Annotated in this window: 12 protein-coding genes, 2 rRNA genes and 2 pseudogenes; 5 read left to right on the forward strand and 11 right to left on the reverse strand. The window is 60.8% G+C overall.

Annotation, left to right across the window (positions count from 1 at the left end):
* Window positions 1-41: 41 nt before the first annotated feature.
* From B843_RS12615 to B843_RS12625, 3 genes are all read right to left on the reverse strand, one after another.
* Window positions 42-3,127 (reverse strand): 23S ribosomal RNA (locus B843_RS12615).
* 481 nt (window positions 3,128-3,608) lie between these two features.
* Window positions 3,609-5,128, reverse strand: a 16S ribosomal RNA gene (locus B843_RS12620).
* The 16S and 23S rRNA genes sit together here, the layout of an rRNA operon.
* Window positions 5,129-5,653: 525 nt before the next feature.
* On the reverse strand, window positions 5,654-6,028 hold the full coding sequence (locus tag B843_RS12625) for a GntR family transcriptional regulator (protein WP_025253849.1): 375 nt from the start codon (window positions 6,026-6,028) through the stop codon (window positions 5,654-5,656).
* A gap of 215 nt (window positions 6,029-6,243) precedes the next feature.
* On the opposite strand from B843_RS12625, the pseudogene B843_RS14320 reads away from it, so the two are divergent.
* Window positions 6,244-6,681 (forward strand): annotated as a pseudogene (locus tag B843_RS14320) (NYN domain-containing protein); the annotation flags it as partial.
* Window positions 6,682-7,125: 444 nt separating this feature from the next.
* Window positions 7,126-7,557: pseudogene (locus B843_RS14325) on the forward strand (NYN domain-containing protein); the annotation flags it as partial.
* Window positions 7,558-7,607: 50 nt separating this feature from the next.
* Here the strand turns inward: B843_RS14325 and B843_RS12635 are convergent.
* Entirely contained in the window at window positions 7,608-8,471 is an 864-nt protein-coding gene (locus B843_RS12635) for a PspA/IM30 family protein (protein ID WP_025253851.1), read from the reverse strand.
* Between the two features lie 256 nt (window positions 8,472-8,727).
* Window positions 8,728-9,099: a thioredoxin gene (gene trxA / locus B843_RS12640; protein ID WP_025253852.1), complete on the reverse strand. Its 372-nt coding sequence runs from the start codon at window positions 9,097-9,099 to the stop codon at window positions 8,728-8,730.
* A gap of 182 nt (window positions 9,100-9,281) precedes the next feature.
* Between trxA and B843_RS12645 the strand changes: the two genes are divergently transcribed.
* Together B843_RS12645 and B843_RS12650 are read left to right on the forward strand one after the other, a co-directional pair.
* A complete protein-coding gene (locus tag B843_RS12645; RefSeq protein ID WP_025253853.1) occupies window positions 9,282-9,482 on the forward strand; it encodes a heavy-metal-associated domain-containing protein in 201 nt (66 codons plus the stop codon).
* Between the two features lie 104 nt (window positions 9,483-9,586).
* Entirely contained in the window at window positions 9,587-10,918 is a 1,332-nt protein-coding gene (locus tag B843_RS12650; RefSeq protein WP_025253854.1) for an MFS transporter, read from the forward strand.
* Here the strand turns inward: B843_RS12650 and dnaB are convergent.
* Complete coding sequence (gene dnaB / locus B843_RS12655) at window positions 10,915-12,366, reverse strand: replicative DNA helicase (RefSeq protein ID WP_025253855.1); 1,452 nt, start codon at window positions 12,364-12,366, stop codon at window positions 10,915-10,917. The genes B843_RS12650 and dnaB overlap by 4 nt on opposite strands.
* Window positions 12,367-12,542: 176 nt before the next feature.
* Between dnaB and B843_RS13345 the strand changes: the two genes are divergently transcribed.
* Window positions 12,543-13,499, forward strand: a complete 957-nt coding sequence (locus B843_RS13345) for an HNH endonuclease (protein ID WP_025253856.1) — start codon at window positions 12,543-12,545, stop codon at window positions 13,497-13,499.
* 13 nt (window positions 13,500-13,512) lie between these two features.
* On the opposite strand, the gene B843_RS12665 is transcribed toward B843_RS13345, so the two are convergent.
* The 5 genes from B843_RS12665 to B843_RS12685 all read right to left on the reverse strand — a co-directional run bounded on the left by B843_RS12665 (window position 13,513) and on the right by B843_RS12685 (window position 17,828).
* On the reverse strand, window positions 13,513-15,390 hold the full coding sequence (locus B843_RS12665; protein WP_025253857.1) for a glycoside hydrolase family 15 protein: 1,878 nt from the start codon (window positions 15,388-15,390) through the stop codon (window positions 13,513-13,515).
* 564 nt (window positions 15,391-15,954) lie between these two features.
* Window positions 15,955-16,407, reverse strand: coding sequence for a 50S ribosomal protein L9 (rplI, locus tag B843_RS12670; RefSeq protein WP_025253858.1), 453 nt, complete (start codon window positions 16,405-16,407; stop codon window positions 15,955-15,957).
* Between the two features lie 118 nt (window positions 16,408-16,525).
* On the reverse strand, window positions 16,526-17,122 hold the full coding sequence (locus B843_RS12675) for a single-stranded DNA-binding protein (protein WP_025253859.1): 597 nt from the start codon (window positions 17,120-17,122) through the stop codon (window positions 16,526-16,528).
* Window positions 17,123-17,201: 79 nt separating this feature from the next.
* Window positions 17,202-17,489, reverse strand: a complete 288-nt coding sequence (gene rpsF, locus B843_RS12680) for a 30S ribosomal protein S6 (RefSeq protein WP_025253860.1) — start codon at window positions 17,487-17,489, stop codon at window positions 17,202-17,204.
* Between the two features lie 147 nt (window positions 17,490-17,636).
* Window positions 17,637-17,828 carry a hypothetical protein gene (locus tag B843_RS12685; RefSeq protein ID WP_025253861.1) on the reverse strand — a complete coding sequence of 64 codons (192 nt, stop codon included), beginning with the start codon at window positions 17,826-17,828 and terminating at the stop codon, window positions 17,637-17,639.
* Window positions 17,829-17,839: the final 11 nt, after the last annotated feature.

Consider the following 17,839-nt stretch of genomic DNA (forward strand, 5'->3'; position numbering starts at 1 on the left):
TGTTGTTTTTGTTTTGTTTTTGTTTTGTTTGATTATGTGTGTTGGTTGTTTGTCGGTAAATTAGTACCAGTCGCCTTCACACCTTACGGTGCTTCCAGGTCTGGCCTATCAACCCCATAGTCTGTGGGGTACCTCAAGTGAAACCTCATCTTAAAACAGGCTTCCCGCTTAGATGCTTTCAGCGGTTATCCCTTCCGTACGTAGCTAACCAGCCCTGCCACTGGCGTGACAACTGGCACACTAGAGGTACGTCCGTCCCGGTCCTCTCGTACTAGGGACAGCCTTCTTCAAGTTTCAACGCGCGCGGCGGATAGAGACCGAACTGTCTCACGACGTTCTAAACCCAGCTCGCGTGCCGCTTTAATGGGCGAACAGCCCAACCCTTGGGACCTACTCCAGCCCCAGGATGCGACGAGCCGACATCGAGGTGCCAAACCATCCCGTCGATATGGACTCTTGGGGAAGATCAGCCTGTTATCCCCGGGGTACCTTTTATCCGTTGAGCGACACCACTTCCACACGTAGGTGCCGGATCACTAGTCCCTACTTTCGTACCTGCTTGAGCCGTCACTCTCACAGTCAAGCTCCCTTGTGCACTTACACTCAACACCTGATTGCCAACCAGGCTGAGGGAACCTTTGGGCGCCTCCGTTACATTTTGGGAGGCAACCGCCCCAGTTAAACTACCCACCAGGCACTGTCCCCAACCCAGATCATGGGCCAAGGTTAAGGTGCTCAATCCGATCAGAGTGGTATTTCAACTTGCGACTCCACCCCACCTAGCGATGAGGTTTCATAGTCTCCCACCTATCCTACACAAACCGAACCAAACACCAATACCAAGCTATAGTGAAGGTCCCGGGGTCTTTTCGTCCTGCCGCGCGTAACGAGCATCTTTACTCGTACTGCAATTTCACCGGGCCTGTGGTTGAGACAGCAGGGAAGTCGTTACGCCATTCGTGCAGGTCGGAACTTACCCGACAAGGAATTTCGCTACCTTAGGATGGTTATAGTTACCACCGCCGTTTACTGGGGCTTAAATTCTCCGCTTCGCCCACACAAGGGTGGGCTAACAGGTCCTCTTAACCTTCCAGCACCGGGCAGGCGTCAGTCCGTATACATCAACTTCCACGTTTTCGCACGGACCTGTGTTTTTAATAAACAGTCGCTTCCCTCTATTCTCTGCGACCACCACCAGCTCAACCAGTCTGTCACCAGCAGTGGTCCCCCTTCTCCCGAAGTTACGGGGGCATTTTGCCGAGTTCCTTAACCACAGTTCACCCGAACGCCTTAGTATTCTCTACCTGACTACCTGTGTCGGTTATGGGTACGGGCCATGTATACACATCGCTAGAGGCTTTTCTTGACAGTACAGGATCACCAACATCCCCAAAAAAATGGGTACGCATCACGCCTGACCCTTTATATGCAACGCGGATTTACCTCTCGTTGCGGGCTGCACGCTTACACCACAATCCAATAAGTGGCTTGGCTACCAACCTGTGTCACCCCATCGCTTGGCTACTACCACGTCAGGTCCCACGCAGCCCCACACACAATCAACAAGTTGACAACGTGTGGTTTTGGGTGGTTAGTATCCATGATTCACCAGTGGGCGCATATACACGGGTACGGGAATATCAACCCGTTGTCCATCGACTACGCCTGTCGGCCTCGCCTTAGGTCCCGACTCACCCTGGGAAGATTAGCTTAACCCAGGAACCCTTAGTCATCCGGCGGATATGTTTTCCACATATCAGTCGTTACTCATGCCTGCATTCTCACTCGCACACACTCCACACCATCAGTTACCCGGGCGCTTCACAGCGTGCACGACGCTCCCCTACCCAACCAGAAAAACTGATTGCCGCGGCTTCGGCGGTGTACTTGAGCCCCACTACATTGTCGGCGCAGAACCACTCGACCAGTGAGCTATTACGCACTCTTTCAAGGGTGGCTGCTTCTAAGCCAACCTCCTGGCTGTCTTCGCGATCCCACATCCTTTCCCACTTAGTACACGCTTAGGGGCCTTAACCGGCGATCTGGGCTGTTTCCCTCTCGACCAACGGAGCTTATCCCCCGCAGTCTCACTGCCGTACTCTGACTTCACTGGCATTCGGAGTTTGGCTGACATTGCTAAGATTGTGGTCCCGCTCAACCAACCAGTAGCTCTACCTCCAGGAAGAAACACACGACGCTGCACCTAAATGCATTTCGGGGAGAACCAGCTATCACGGAGTTTGATTGGCCTTTCACCCCTACCCACAGCTCATCCCCTCAGTTTTCAACCTAAGTGGGTTCGCGCCTCCACAGCATCTTACTGCTGCTTCACACTGGCCATGGGTAGATCACCCCGCTTCGGGTCCAGAACATGCCACTACAAACACCCTGGTTAGGATTCGCTTTCGCTACGACTACCCCACACGGGTTAACCTCGCGACATGCCGCTGACTCGCAGGCTCATTCTTCAAAAGGCACGCCATCACCCCACAAAGAGGCTCTGACGGATTGTAAGCACACGGTTTCAGGTACTATTTCACTCCCCTCCCGGGGTACTTTTCACCATTCCCTCACGGTACTTGATCCGCTATCGGTCAACTTAAGTATTTAGGCTTACCGGGTGGTCCCGGCAGATTCACAGCAGATTCCACGAGCCCGCTGCTACTCGGGGACAACAACAACCACCACCATCACACATCAACGTACGGGACTGTCACCCTCTACGGCAGGTCATTCCAAACCACTTCCGCTCGCGCAATGATAAAAATGGCTTCTAGCTGGCAGACTAAAAACATCGAAACCCCACAACACCACACACACAACCCCTGCCAGGTATCACATGCGCATGGTTTAGCCTCATCCACGTTCGCTCGCCACTACTAGCAGAATCATTACATTTATTTTCTTCTCCTACGGGTACTGAGATGTTTCACTTCCCCGCGTAACCCCCACACCGACTATGAATTCATCGGCAGGTAACCGCACATAACCACGGCCAGGTTTCCCCATTCGGACATCCTCGGATCAACGCTCTATTGGCAACTCCCCGAGGCTTAACGCAGCCTTACACGTCCTTCATCGGCTTAAGCTGCCAAGGCATCCACCGTGTGCCCTTAACCAAACAACACAACAACAGATACTTACAAACAAAAAACACTAAGAACAAAGAATAAAAAACAACAAACCCCCACCCCCAACACCACACAACAAAGTGCAGCGACATAAAAGGGGGTGGAAACAAATTGCATCGCGTCCACTATACAGTTCTCACACAACACACCCACACCACACAACAACAACCCACCACACAAACGTGGAAACGATCATCACCGCATCATGCAGGCCACCAGAAACACACATCATGCATGTTCCAGACACCCAACAGCATGCCAACCACAACGCACTTTCTTTGCCACCCTTACAGGTGCGACTTGTTTAACGTGTACTCCCACGATCAACGATGCCCCCCCTTTACGCACCCACAACACTTGCAGGCACCAACAACACGATGTTGTAAGGAAACATCCTTTAGTGGTGTGATCCACCTGGATAAAAACAAAATAAACAATTTGGTGGCAAACCTGCCACCACAAAATAAAACTCCATAGAAAGGAGGTGATCCAGCCGCACCTTCCGGTACGGCTACCTTGTTACGACTTCGTCCCAATCGCCGATCCCACCTTCGACCACTCCCTCCCAAACGGGTTGGGCCATGGGCTTCGGGTGTTACCAACTTTCATGACGTGACGGGCGGTGTGTACAAGGCCCGGGAACGTATTCACCGCAGCGTTGCTGATCTGCGATTACTAGCGACTCCGACTTCATGGGGTCGAGTTGCAGACCCCAATCCGAACTGAGGCCGGCTTTCAGCGATTCGCTCACCCTCACAGGCTCGCAGCGCGTTGTACCGACCATTGTAGCATGTGTGAAGCCCTGGACATAAGGGGCATGATGATTTGACGTCATCCCCACCTTCCTCCGAGTTAACCCCGGCAGTCTCTCATGAGTCCCCACCATCACGTGCTGGCAACATAAGACAAGGGTTGCGCTCGTTGCGGGACTTAACCCAACATCTCACGACACGAGCTGACGACAACCATGCACCACCTGTATACAGACCACAAGGGAAAACGTATCTCTACGCCGATCCTGCATATGTCAAGCCCAGGTAAGGTTCTTCGCGTTGCATCGAATTAATCCACATGCTCCGCCGCTTGTGCGGGCCCCCGTCAATTCCTTTGAGTTTTAGCCTTGCGGCCGTACTCCCCAGGCGGGGCGCTTAATGCGTTAGCTACGGCACAGAAGTCGTGGAAGACCCCTACACCTAGCGCCCACCGTTTACGGCATGGACTACCAGGGTATCTAATCCTGTTCGCTCCCCATGCTTTCGCTCCTCAGCGTCAGTTACTGCCCAGAGACCTGCCTTCGCCATCGGTGTTCCTCCTGATATCTGCGCATTCCACCGCTACACCAGGAATTCCAGTCTCCCCTACAGCACTCAAGTTATGCCCGTATCGCCTGCACGCCCGAAGTTAAGCCCCGGAATTTCACAGACGACGCGACAAACCACCTACGAGCTCTTTACGCCCAGTAATTCCGGACAACGCTCGCACCCTACGTATTACCGCGGCTGCTGGCACGTAGTTAGCCGGTGCTTCTTATACAGGTACCGTCACAAAAGCTTCGTCCCTGTCGAAAGAGGTTTACAACCCGAAGGCCGTCATCCCCCACGCGGCGTCGCTGCATCAGGCTTGCGCCCATTGTGCAATATTCCCCACTGCTGCCTCCCGTAGGAGTCTGGGCCGTATCTCAGTCCCAATGTGGCCGTCCACCCTCTCAGGCCGGCTACCCGTCGACGCCTTGGTAGGCCATTACCCCACCAACAAGCTGATAGGCCGCGGGCTCATCCCTAACCGAAAAAACTTTCCACAACCGACACTAAACGATTGTCCTATCCGGTATTAGACCCAGTTTCCCAAGCTTATCCCGAAGTCAGGGGCAGATCACCCACGTGTTACTCACCCGTTCGCCACTCGAGCACCCAGCAAGCTGGGCCTTTCCGTTCGACTTGCATGTGTTAAGCACGCCGCCAGCGTTCGTCCTGAGCCAGGATCAAACTCTCCACAAAAAACAAGAAAAAAACCTTGTCCAACATTCTGGGAAAGCCCAAAACCAAGCAAAAAAAACAAACAACCAGCACACCACCACACAAACAATGTGCAATGGCATAAAAAATGATTGTCCAAAAAAAAAGATGATACATGTGCACCCACCCGACGGGGCAAAAAGGCACACACAAAAGCCACTCACCAGTACCAGTAAGCACCCACCATCACAGCACAGTATTTAACAAGCAAGCCACACTTGCCAGCCACACCACACCATAACAGCACACACAAACCACACCAACAAGCAACAAAAAAAGTACAAAATTGGCACACTATTGAGTTCTCAAACAACATGAACACACGTCAAACACGGAACGTCTTTTGTTCATCCTCTGTTCGAACGCGGTAATAGAAAACTTTACACAAATTTACACAAAACAGTGAAAAACTGTCAAATCATGTGCTAGGAAGCTTTCCCCTAGCCGCCGAAGCGACCCGCATTAAGTTACACACCCCACCACAAGAACACAAACCCGCAGGCCAGCCTATCGATAGAGGCCGCGGCTTGAGGCCACCTTCTCCAGCAGCTCATGCAGGTCGGCACGAGACAGGTCCAGCTTCACCGCCTCGTCCACCAAGGGCGCCACGTAGTCGGCGGCGATCTCGCGATGACGCCGCTCCCTGATGAGGTCTCCGGCGGAGTTCGCGACAAACATGCCCACGCCCCGCCTCTTCTCCAAGATCCCCTGCCCCGCCAGCAGCACCAGCCCCCGACGGGCGGTGGCCGGGTTAATTCGATGGAACTCCGCCAGCTCGTTCATGGAGGGCGCCCGCTGCCCCTCGGCCAGCCGCCCCTCGAGGATGAGGTCTTCGATGAGGGCAGCGATCTGCCTGAAGAGTGGCGCGTTTTGCTCGTCCATAGGATCCCCTCTCCGACATGGCAATGGTTAGTTAGTCTGATAACTAACCAATGTAGCTTGCTTCCTCCTAGAATGTCGCGCCGCACTATAGACGTCGATAAGCAACCTGCAAGCTTGTAACGTGGAGTAATCGACGCGAGCACCCCTCATGAGGCATGCTAGAGGGGCGTGAAAAGATTTTTAGAAATGACAAACGATATAGGAATTCAGGAGCCATGCTTGAACGCACACAAATTTTCGTCGACACTAGTTACCTACTCGCTAGCTTTTATAACTCCTGGGAAATTGGTGCCCGCGCACAATTAGAAATTGATCTGCCGGAGGTTGTGGCGACCCTCGGGCAGATGGTGTCCAACCAGCTCGGGCAGCCGGTGCATCGCCAGCTGTGGTACGACGGCATCCCCGATTCCGGGCCGCATCGCTACCAGCGGGCGCTGCGCACCTGCGACGGCGTCCAGCTGCGCGCGGGGCAGCTAATCGAGTGGGGCGATCGCCGCACCCAGAAAGCAGTAGACACCCGGCTCGTCGCGGACATGGTTTTGGCCGGAGTCCGCCGCGAGTTCACCGACATCGTGTTGGTCTCCGGCGACGCCGACATGATTCCCGGGGTCCAGGAGGCCGTCAACGCGGGCGTCCGCGTCCATCTATACGGATTCGGCTGGGACTCGATGTCTTCGGCGCTGCGCCACGCCTGCGACTCGACCACCATCCTCGATCCGCGCGAGGACTTCGCGGACTGCATGCAGCTCGAGGTGCTCGAGGGGCCGCTGCCGCCGGTTGTCCGAGGAAACCTTGGCTGCGCCGACGCGGAGCCGGGCGAGCCCTGTGCCGAGGTCGCCGACGATCCCAGCGCGGAGCCACAAAGCGAGGACACCTCGAGCTCCGCAAAGGCTACGTCGGCCCCCGATCCCGAGGCGATCGCCGACGCGGAAGCCGAGATCCGCAGCGCGGGGCTCGAGGGACCAGCCGCCGAGAAGAGTGACCGGCTCCTGGCGCCGCCCCCGGGCGAACCCGCGCTGAGCGCGGAGGACTGCACCGCGGAGATCGGCGGTCCGAGCGTCCCGCAGGCGCCGAAGCCGGGGCCACACCACTCCATCACCGTGACGTCCTCGGTGGAGGAGTCGGTGGAGCTTTCCATCACGGAATCGGATGACGAGCCGTCGGAGGAACCCGCTCCGAAGCCTGCACCCAAACCGACCCCGAATCCGTCCATGATGGCCCCGCGCCGCAAGCTGCGCTCGCGATACGTTCCGCTGCCCAACGAGGTGTGGTCCTCGGCTGGGTTCCAGACCCCCTTTGACGTGGGCCAACAGTACGCCGTGTGGTGGTACGAAAACGCGGCTACCAGCGACCAGCGTGACTCCGCGCATCTCCTGTCCGGCGGCGGGCTCCCGCCCGAGATCGACCGGCCGCTGCTCCAGTTCGCGTGCGAGACGCTGCACGAGTACACGCTCACAGAAAACCAGCGGGTCAACCTGCGCGACGGGTTCCACTCCGGGATCCGCGGCATCCTGTTGAACGGCAGCTAGACGCAAAAGGCCAGCCCCCGGGCTGGCTTTTTGCTTTTCGACGCCTACGGCTACTCCGCGTCCTTCTTCTCAGACGCCTCTTCGGCCTTGGCTTCATCCGAGGCGTCCTCGGTTTCCGCCGGGGTGGTCTCGGCCGGGGTGGCCTCCGCCGCCTCGGCGTCCGACTCCGGCTTGGCCTCGAGCGCCGCGGTCTCCTTCTTCATGGACGCGCGGATCTCCTCCAGCCGGCTCGCGGCCTTGACGTCGGCACCCGTGGCATCGATCTCGGCGAGGCGATCCCCCATGCTCGACTGCATGAGCTCCTGGGAACCGAGCGCGTTCGCGTAGCGGCGCTCGATCTTCTCGCGCACGGCGTCGAGGGAGGGGACGTCGTTGTCCGGCTCGAATTCCTTCATCGAGTCGAGCGCCTTGTTGCTCGCCTCCTGCATCTTGGTCTGCTGCACCTGCTGGGTGAGCTGGTCGATCTGGGAAAGCTGCTCGGTCAGCCGCGCCTCGGACTGCTTGACCTGCTCGGTCGCCTGCGCCGCGGCCTGCACGGACTGTGCGTGCAGCGTCTTGGTCTCCTCGAGCTGCTGCTCGGCGGTGACCAGCTGGGTGGCGTAGATCTCCGCGACGTTTCCGTACTCGGTGGCCTTCGCCGCGTCGCCGTCTGCCTGGGCCTTGTCGGCGAGCTGGATCGCCTGGCGCGCCTTCTCCGTCAGCGTCTTCTGCTCCTCGAGGAGGCGGTTGAGCTTCATCTCGAGCTGGTTCTTGTTGCCGATGACCGAGGCGGCCTGCTGCGCGATCTGCTGGTGTTGCTGCTTGGCGGCGTCGGTGGCCTGCTTGATCTGCACCAGGGGATCGGCGTTCTCGTCGATCTTCTGGTCGAGCGAGGCGGTGAGGTACTTCCAGCCTTTGGAAAATGGGTTAGCCATGAGTTGTCATCCTTTTCGATTGCGCTGTCACTCCGGGCACGCCGATCATGTCAGCCGAGTTGATAGGCCAGCACCACATGGGGGACGCCAGCGTAGCAACGCTACCTAGCCCAGCTTAATGGCAATTTGTGGTTTTCGTCAGGCTAAGCAAAGCCGAAAACAGCGGCGCGCCGCCCCGCGGGCCCCAGCATTGAGGTGCCGGTGGGGCCAATCGGGGCGGCGCGCCGTCGAAAAAGAGCGAGGGTAAACGCCAGGCTTAGGCGTTGCCGGAGTTCTGCTCGGCGATCTGACGCTTCACGTCCTCCATGTCCAGGGCCTTGACCTGGGTGATCAGGTCCTCGAGCGCCGCGGGCGGCAGCGCGCCGGCCTCGCGGTAGACGAGGATCCCGTCGCGGAAGACCATGAGGGTGGGGATGGACTGGATCTGCAGCGCGGCGGCCAGGCCCTGGTTGGCCTCGGTGTCGAGCTTGGTGAAGGTCGCATCGGTGTGCTTCTCGGAGGCCTTCTCATAGGTGGGGCCGAACGCGCGGCACGGGCCGCACCAGGATGCCCACGCGTCCACGAGGACGATGCCGTCCTGGGTCACGGTAGCCTCAAATGTGTCTTCCGTTACATCGATGGTTGCCACGAAATAACTCCTTTTCCAAATTTGTCGTGTTCTAATGAAGGCTAACGACACAGTATCTGAAGTTATTCCCAGCCTGCAGGTGGCGGGTCCGCACTCGTTGTCGCGCTATGCTGTTGTGGTTGCTTTCGCGGGCTGCTTTCCGCGGCCGGTCGAAGATGAATCCGTACGAAAGGACCCCGAACATGACCAAGAATTACTACGTCGAAGGCATGACCTGCCAGCACTGCGTCGCCTCCGTGACCGAGGAGATCGAAGAGGTCGCGGGCGCGCAGGGCGTCGACGTGGATCTTGAGACCGGTCGGGTCACCGTCACGGGCGAGGATTTCACCGACGCCGACATCGAGGCCGCCATCAAGGAAGCCGGCTACTCGCTCAAGGCATAAAATATCATTTATTTTTTCGCCGCAATCGGTTCCCTCCGGTTGCGGTTTTTTGCTTGTCGACGCCAAGGCGCGCCGCCCAAGGCTCTCGAATAAAATGTAGAATTATGAATAACGAAGGCGCCGCACGCACCCGCAATTTCCGGCTCGACCACATGCCCGTGACCGCCAAGCACAAGCGCATGCTGGTGGGCTCCGGCCTCGGCTGGGCGCTCGACGCCATGGACGTCGGGCTCATCTCCTTCATCATGGCGGCCCTTGCCGCCCAGTGGGGACTTACAGCCACCGACACGTCGTGGCTCGCGTCGATCGGCTTCATGGGCATGGCGCTCGGCGCCACGTTCGGCGGCCTGCTCGCCGACCGCTTCGGGCGCCGCCACGTCTTCGCCGTCACGCTGCTCATCTACGGCCTAGCGACGGGTGCGTCCACCCTGTCGACGGGACTTGCGATGCTCATCGTCTTCCGCTTTGTGGTGGGTCTGGGCCTCGGCGCCGAGCTCCCCGTTGCGTCGACGCTCATCTCTGAGTTCGCGCCCCTGCGGGTGCGCGGCCGGATGGTCGTCGCGCTCGAGGCGTTCTGGGCCCTAGGCTGGATCGCCGCCGCCGCGATCGGGGCCTTCGTGGTCTCTGCCAGCGCCAACGGCTGGCGCTGGGCGCTAGCCCTCGGCTGCGTCCCCGCGGTCTACGCCCTCTACGTCCGCCTGGGCCTTCCGGAGTCCGTGAGATTCCTCGAGTCGAAGGGCCGCCACGACGAGGCGGAGCAGGTGGTGCGGGGATTCGAGGCCGAGGTTCCGGCGGGCGAGCTTGCCGCGCTGCGTTCGGAGGCGCCCGCGGAAAAGCCCGACGAGGCGGCGGGCACCTCGATCTGGGCGCCCGCGCTCCGCGCCCGCACCGCTGCGCTGTGGACGGTGTGGTTCTGCATCAACCTGAGCTACTACGGCGCCTTCATCTGGATCCCCTCGCTGCTGGTCCACGACGGGTTCAGCTTGGTGAAGTCCTTCCAGTACACGCTCATCATCACGCTCGCGCAGCTGCCGGGCTACGCGGCCGCCGCATGGCTCATCGAGCGGTGGGGGCGCCGGGTTACCCTCGGGGTGTTCCTCGTCGGCTCCGCCGTCGCCGCTGGCCTCTACGGCTTCGCCGGAACCACCTCCACGATCATCGCGGCGGGCTGCCTGCTGAGCTTCTTCAACCTTGGCGCCTGGGGGGCCTTGTACGCCATCGGGCCGGAGCTCTACCCCACCGCGGTGCGCGGCGCGGGCACGGGTGCCGCCGCGGGGTTCGGGCGTATCGCCTCCATCATCGCCCCACTCATCGTCCCGCCGATCGTTGCCGCGGCGGGAACGAACGCGCTGTTTGCGCTGTTCGGGGCGGCATTCGCCATCGCCGCCGTCGCCGCGTTCACGCTGCCGGAGCAAAAGGGCAAGGCGCTGGCCTAGCCGCGCGCCATGTCCACGAAGCGCGAGTAGTGCAGCTGGTGGGCGACCTGGACGGTGTCGATGGGGCCGCCGCGGTGCTTGGCCAGGATGATGTCGGCCTCGCCAGCGCGCTCGTTGTCCTTGTCCTGTGAATCGGGGCGGTAGAGCAGCATGACCATGTCGGCGTCCTGCTCGAGCGAGCCGGACTCGCGCAGGTCGGCGATCTGCGGGCGCTTGTCGGTGCGCGACTCCGGGCCACGGTTGAGCTGCGAGATCGCCACCAGCGGCACGTCGAGCTCCTTGGCCAGCAGCTTGAGCTGGCGAGAGAACTCGGAGACCTCCTGCTGGCGGGACTCGACACGCTTGCCCGAGCTCATGAGCTGGAGGTAGTCGAGCACGATGAGTTGCAGGTCGTGCTTCTGCTTGAGCTGTCGGGCCTTGGAGCGGATCTCCATCATGGTGAGGTTCGCGGAGTCGTCGATGAACAGCGGCGCGTTCTCGATCTGCCCGACGCGGGTGGCGAGCTTCGCCCACGCCGCGTCGTCGAGGCGGCCGGAGCGCATGTCGGAGAGCTTGACCTCGGTCTCCGCGGACAGCAGGCGCATGACGATCTCCGACTTCGACATTTCCAGGGAGAAGATGACGGCCGTCTTGTTGTGCTTGATGGAGCACGAGCGCACGAAGTCGAGGGCAAGTGTCGACTTGCCCACGCCGGGGCGGGCCGCGACGATGATCATCTGGCCGCCGTGCAGGCCGTTGGTGAGGTTATCGAGGTCGATGAAGCCCGTGGGGATGCCCATGGCGAGGCCACCGTTGGTGGTGATCTCGTCGAGCTCGTCCATGGTGGGCTGCAGGATGTCCATGAGCACCGAGTAGTCCTCGGTCTTGTTCTTCTTGGCGATGTCGAAGACCTGCTGCTGGGCCATGTCGATGACCGCGTCGATCTCCGCGCCCTCGGTGCCCTCGTATCCGAGCTGCACGACGCGGGTGCCGGCGTCGACGAGCTTCCGGAGCAGCCCCTTCTCGGCGACGATCTCCGCGTAGTACCGCGCGTTCGCGGCCGTGGGCACCGACGAGATGAGCGTGTGCAGGTAGGGGGCTCCGCCCGCACGCTCGAGGTCGTTGTTGCGGTCGAGGCGGGCCGCGACGATGACCGGGTCGATCTCCTTGTTGTCGGAGAACAGGTCGATGATCGCCTGGTAGATGAGCTGGTGGGCGGGACGGTAGAAGTCCTCCGGCGAGAGCACCTCGATGATGTCGACGACCGTGGAGGGACTCAGCAGCATGGCGCCGAGCACGCCCTGCTCGGCCTCGTTGTCGTGCGGCGGCTGGCGGAATTCTCCGAAGGGGGTGCGGTTGTTCTCCCGGCGCTGGAAATTGCGGTCTGACGGGCGGAAATCCGGTTCCTCGTCGAGCGGCGGCGGGACGAAATCGTCGTCGAAGCTTGCGCCCTCAACCCCAGTTGTCATCGAACCCCTCTTTCTTGAGTCAATCTCTACAGATTGTAGCGACGGCAAGAAATACCGCAAGGTTCCCTGGACGGGCCTGGGGATAACTACGGTTGCTAGGCCAATAGGAGGGGGTTATCCACAGGCGCGCGACACTACGCTCGCGCGCGGTGCGGAGTGTTTGTAGCGTGAGGCTCATGGATCCGATCGACGCGTTCGCCGCCGCCTTCACCTACCCCGTCGCCCTCCTGCGCGCCGTGACAGGTGCCAACGTCGCCAGCCTGACAGCCCGCGGAATACCAGCCACCTACGCCCGCGAACTCACAGACCTCGCCCCCATCTACACCCGCGGCCACCTCGCGGCCGCCCTCGAAGAAAACGGGCACGGCCTAGCCACCATCCAGATCATCGAAAAACTCGCCCGCCGCCTCCCCACCGGCGCACGCCACACCTTCCGGCTCACCCTTGCCCGCATGGTAGGCGACGTCGACCACATTCACGCAGCAGGCCGCGCCCTACTACCAGCCACCCCACCACCGAAAACCGGGGCTAGAATCACCAGACGCAAAAACCACGTCTGGTCCGTAACATTCACCGGACCCGCAGCCACCATCGCGCAACTCTACGACCCGTTCAAACACACCCGCGACCCCGCAACCGCCCTCCGCGACACCATCACCCGTGGTGGGGTTCGCACCGTGCTGCGCCCCCTCGTCGTCATCCCCCTTCACCACACAACGAAAGTGCTAGACGGCACCAAAGACGAAACCACCTTCTGCTGCAGCGACGGGGTCATCCGCACCAGCACCCACATAGCCAACATGGAGTTGGACGAAACCTGGGGGTTTGCACTCACCCACCCCGTAGCTGGCCCCGTCGACCTCGTACGCACCCAGCGGTTTGCCAACACCAAGCAACGCATCCTCGCCACCGTGGACAATCCCACCTGCGCCTGGGACGGATGCACCACCCCCGCCGACGAATGCCAAATCCACCACCTCGTTGCCTGGCACCACGGCGGACACACCACAAGCAGCAACCTAGCCACCTGCTGCGCCTACCACAACGGTGTCAACGACGATAACCCCAACGCCCCACCACGCTACGGGCACCTGACCAGACACAACGGAAAAGTCACCCGCGTCTACCACTAAACCCGCAGGCGAATCACGCCCCGCGGGCTAGACGCGCGCGCGAAATCGCATCCGCGGCTCGGATGAGCGCGAGGTGGGAGAAGGCCTGGGGGAAGTTTCCGGCCAGCCGCTTGTTGATCGGGTCGTATTCCTCGGCGAGCAGGCCGAGGTCGTTGGCGACCCCGGTGACCATGTTCATCTTCTCCTCGGCTTCCTCGAGGCGGCCGGAGGCGGCGTACTGCTCGATGAGCCAGAAGGTGCAGATGAGGAACGGGGATTCCCCGCCTTGGAGCCCATCCACGCCGCCTTCCGTTCGGTACCGGTACACGTAGCCATGGTCGTCGACAAGCTCCTGCTCGATGGCAGCAACCGTACCTTTCATGCGGGCGTCGTCGGCGGCGATGAACCGGGTGTGCGAGAGCTGGAGGAGCGAGGCGTCGACGGTCGTACCGCCGTAGAACTGCGTGAACGTGCCGAGCTCCTCGTTGAAGCCGTGCTCAAGGATCTCCTCGGCGAGCCGATCGCGGTAGAAGCGCCAGCTCTCCACGTCCCCGTCGAGGCCGTGCAGCTCGACCGCGCGGATGCCCTCGTTGAAGGCTGCCCACATCATGACGCGGCCGTGCGTGAAGAACCGCGGAAGCCCACGCATCTCCCAGATGCCGTGGTCCTTCACGTGGATGTGCTCGGTCTGGTAGTCGAGCAGGCGCTTTTGCAGGCCCCAGGAGAACTCGTCCTCCTCGTAGCCGCTGTCGCGCAGCCGCGCCAGCGCCAGCATCACCTCGCCGACCACGTCGGCCTGGTACTGGCCCGCCGCCCCGTTTCCCACGCGTACCGGCGTCGAACCGGCGTACCCCTTGAGATGCGTGAGCTCCTTCTCGTCAAGCTCGCGCTCGCCGCCGAGGCCGTACATGATCTGAAGGTTCTCCACGTCGCCGGCGACGGCGCGCAGCAGCCAGTTGCGCCAGTCGAGGGCGCCGTCCACGAAGCCGTGGCTGGCCATCACCTCCACGGTGAGCGCGGCGTCGCGCAGCCAGGTGTAGCGATAGTCCCAGTTGCGCTCGCCGCCGAAGTCCTCCGGTAGCGAGGAGGTGGGCGCGGCCACGATGCCGCCGGTGTCCGAGTGCGTGAGCGCGCGCAGGACGAGGAGCGAGCGCTCCACCAGGCCCGCCCACGGGGAGTCCACCGCGAGGTTATCGATCCACGACTGCCAGAAGTCGGTGGTCAGCGTCAGCGCGGCCTCGGCCGCCACGGGCTCGGGCACCTCCTGCCAGGAGGGGAACCACGTCAGCGACCAGTCGAGCTTGTCGCCAGCGCTGAGCTGGAAGTCCCCGACCAACCGGGGCAGGAGCCTGGACTCGCCCTCCTCTAGGTCCTCGGAGGTGGCGCTGAACAGCCTGGGACCGCGGAAGAGGAGGCCGTCGGGTCCCGCCTTGCACACGAGCACCTGCTCGCCGGAGGACGGCAGGACCTGGTTGGAGAACCAGGGCAGCGCCCGGGCATAGCTGAAACGGACGCGAAGGTCGTGGGTCACGGTGACCTCGCCCTCGAGGCATTCGACCATGCGGATGACGTCGGCCTGGATCGACGAGGGCGGGAGGAAATCCGTCACCTTGGCGCGGCCGGTGGGGCACGCCCAGATTGTCTCCACGATGAGGGTGTTCTTTACGTAGCGGCGTTCCTCGACCATGCCGCCGCGGACGGAGAGCTTCCAGCGGCCGTCGTCCGGGGTACCCAGCAGGCTGGTGAACACCGCCGGGGAGTCGAAGCGCGGCAGGCACAGCCAGTCGATGGACCCCTCGCGGGACACCAGCGGGCCGGTCTGGAGGTCGGAAAGCAGGGCATAGTCCTCGATCGGCGTCGAGTGGTGGCGACTGGGGCTGCCGGAGGCGTCGGTGTGAGTCTTCGAGGTCATAGTCTTCCTTTATACGCGCGTTTGCGGGCGCGAGAGACTAAGACTTTCCTGAGAATGAGCTGACGCTGCCGCCGCCCGGAGCGCGCACGGGCCCACGGAAAATGGGGGCGCGCGAGGCGGTTCTTCACAAAGTTATCCACAGGCGTTGTGCATGGCTCACAAAAACGGTGGAGTTTTTCCACAGCGGCTGTGGATAACTTGTGGAATCCGAAGCATCGAATTTCAACCAGATCGCGAAAGTCGCTGTTCAGAGCATTTTTTCGCCCGGTGGACAACTGTGGAATTGCCGCTCGTGGCGGTGGATAACGCCCTTACCTGCGGGTTTGACAAAGCCGAAAAAGGCACTCCGAAACCCACACGACGGTGAGCTGCGGCTTCCCCAAACCGGGTTGTCCCCACGTTTATTCACAGGGCGTTCCACACCCTAAAATGCGCAGTTTTGTAAGAGCCTTTACCCCCGCAGGCTTCTCAGAAAGACGAGCGGCCCCGAACCACGCTAGGTGGTCGGGGCCGCTCGAGTGCTGTTGTCGTTGGGCTAGAGTTCTAGCCGTTGCTGGTGCCTAATTAGGCAGCAACAACCTCAAAGTTCACCTTAGCTGCGATGTCGGAGTGCAGCTTCACGTTCACGGTGTAGTTTCCAGTGGACTTAACCAAGCCCTTTGGAAGCTCGATGGAACGCTTGTCCAGGGACGGGCCGCCAGCCTTCTTCACTGCTGCCACGATGTCCTCGGCGGAAACGGAGCCGAAGAGCTTGCCCTTCTCGGAGGTGCGAACTGCGACGGAGACACCCTCGAGTGCCTCAACTGCAGCCTTAACCTCTTGTGCGTGGTCGAAGTCGCGGATTGCGCGAGCTTCCTGAGCACGCTTGATGCCCTCGATCTGCTTCTCGGCACCACGGGTGGCCACGATGGCCAGGCCGCGAGGAAGCAGGAGGTTACGTCCGTAGCCGTCCTTGACCTCGACGATGTCGCCAGCGACACCGAGGTTGTCAACGTCGGCGGTGAGGATCAGCTTCATGATCCCTGCCTTTCGTTTTACGGCCTCGAGCGCCCTCCGCCGAAGAAGCGGAAAGAATCTGGCGCCCGAGGAAAAGTGTGAAAATCAGTTGATAATAAGTGCGAAATGACTTGGCCGTTTAGAACGGCGGCTCGTCATCGGCACCGCCAAATCCGCCTGCCGGTGGTGCGCTGCTCCACGGGTCGTTCTCGGGCGCTGCTCGGTGGGTCTGCTGCGATGAGCTCGGCTGACCCTGGAATCCGCCGGAGTTGCTCTGGTTAAAGCCACCCTGGTTTCCTCCGCCGAAGCCGCCCTGGGAACCGCCGCCGAAGCCACCACCGCTGTTGCCGTAAGAGCCGCCGCCTTCACGAGGATTGCGGTTGATCTGAGCGGTCGCGTAGCGCAGGGACGGGCCGACCTCGTCGACGTCGATCTCCATGACGCTGCGTCGCTCGCCCTCGCGGGTCTCGTAGGAACGCTGCTTGAGGCGGCCGGTGACGATCACGCGGGTGCCCTTCGTGAGGGACTCCGCCACGTTCTCGGCGGCCTGGCGCCAGATGTTGCAGCTGATGAACATGGCCTCGCCGTCCACCCACTGGTTCGTCTGGCTGTCGTAGCGACGCGGGGTAGAGGCGACGCGGAAATTGGCCACCGCCGCACCCGCCGGGGTGAAGCGAAGCTCTGGGTCGGCGACAATGTTGCCGACAACAGTGATGTTGACGTCTCCCTGTGCCATGTTCTTCTTCCTTAAAGTCGACTGTTCTTAATGCTGATGCGGGATTGGATGCTCTAGCGCTACGTTCGGGCGCGAGGCCTTACTTGTCGTTGCGCAGAACCTTGGTACGCAGAACGCCGTCGTTCAGGTTCAACACGCGGTCGAGCTCCAGAACGGTAGCGGACTCGCAGTTGAGGTTCACTACAGCGTAGATTCCCTCTTCCTTCTTGGCGATCGGGTAGGCCAGACGGCGCTTACCCCAGATATCAACCTTTTCCACGGTGCCGTTTTCCTTGCGGACGATCTCGAGGAACTTGTCCAGGGACGGGGCAACAGTGCGTTCATCCTGGGAAGGATCCAGAATGACCATAACTTCGTAGTGACGCACGGACCTCATCACCTCCTATGGTCTTGTAGTAATTTGATTCGGCCACAACCCGAATTGGCTGTGGCAGGAGGGTTCGTTGCGTCAGCAACCTTTCTAAGATAACGGACTCGCCTGCAAAAGTCCACCCCCGCGGGGCCGTGTTGGCCGCTAGGCGGGGTTGTTGGCCACGTAGATCGCCAGCCCCACGGGCACCACGGTGATGAGCACGACCGCCACGGCGAAGCACCCCCACGTCAGCTTCTTCGACTTCTTGTACATGAAGCTGACGAACGCAGCCATGAAGAACAGGAAGCCCACAAACACGCTTCCCATGGTGGTGATCATGATGGGCATCGACATAAGTAATCCTT

The organism is Corynebacterium vitaeruminis DSM 20294, assembly GCF_000550805.1.
Taxonomy (GTDB): domain Bacteria; phylum Actinomycetota; class Actinomycetes; order Mycobacteriales; family Mycobacteriaceae; genus Corynebacterium; species Corynebacterium vitaeruminis.

What these genes read in the sequence shown, in the direction of transcription:
- B843_RS12625 (WP_025253849.1), bottom strand. Translation starts at nt 6,028, where the DNA reads ATGGACGAGCAAAACGCGCCACTCTTCAGGCAGATCGCTGCCCTCATC.
- B843_RS12635 (WP_025253851.1), bottom strand. Translation starts at nt 8,471, where the DNA reads ATGGCTAACCCATTTTCCAAAGGCTGGAAGTACCTCACCGCCTCGCTC.
- B843_RS12645 (WP_025253853.1), top strand. Translation starts at nt 9,282, where the DNA reads ATGACCAAGAATTACTACGTCGAAGGCATGACCTGCCAGCACTGCGTC.
- B843_RS12650 (WP_025253854.1), top strand. Translation starts at nt 9,587, where the DNA reads ATGAATAACGAAGGCGCCGCACGCACCCGCAATTTCCGGCTCGACCAC.
- dnaB (WP_025253855.1), bottom strand. Translation starts at nt 12,366, where the DNA reads ATGACAACTGGGGTTGAGGGCGCAAGCTTCGACGACGATTTCGTCCCG.
- B843_RS13345 (WP_025253856.1), top strand. Translation starts at nt 12,543, where the DNA reads ATGGATCCGATCGACGCGTTCGCCGCCGCCTTCACCTACCCCGTCGCC.
- B843_RS12665 (WP_025253857.1), bottom strand. Translation starts at nt 15,390, where the DNA reads ATGACCTCGAAGACTCACACCGACGCCTCCGGCAGCCCCAGTCGCCAC.
- rplI (WP_025253858.1), bottom strand. Translation starts at nt 16,407, where the DNA reads ATGAAGCTGATCCTCACCGCCGACGTTGACAACCTCGGTGTCGCTGGC.
- B843_RS12675 (WP_025253859.1), bottom strand. Translation starts at nt 17,122, where the DNA reads ATGGCACAGGGAGACGTCAACATCACTGTTGTCGGCAACATTGTCGCC.
- B843_RS12685 (WP_025253861.1), bottom strand. Translation starts at nt 17,828, where the DNA reads ATGTCGATGCCCATCATGATCACCACCATGGGAAGCGTGTTTGTGGGC.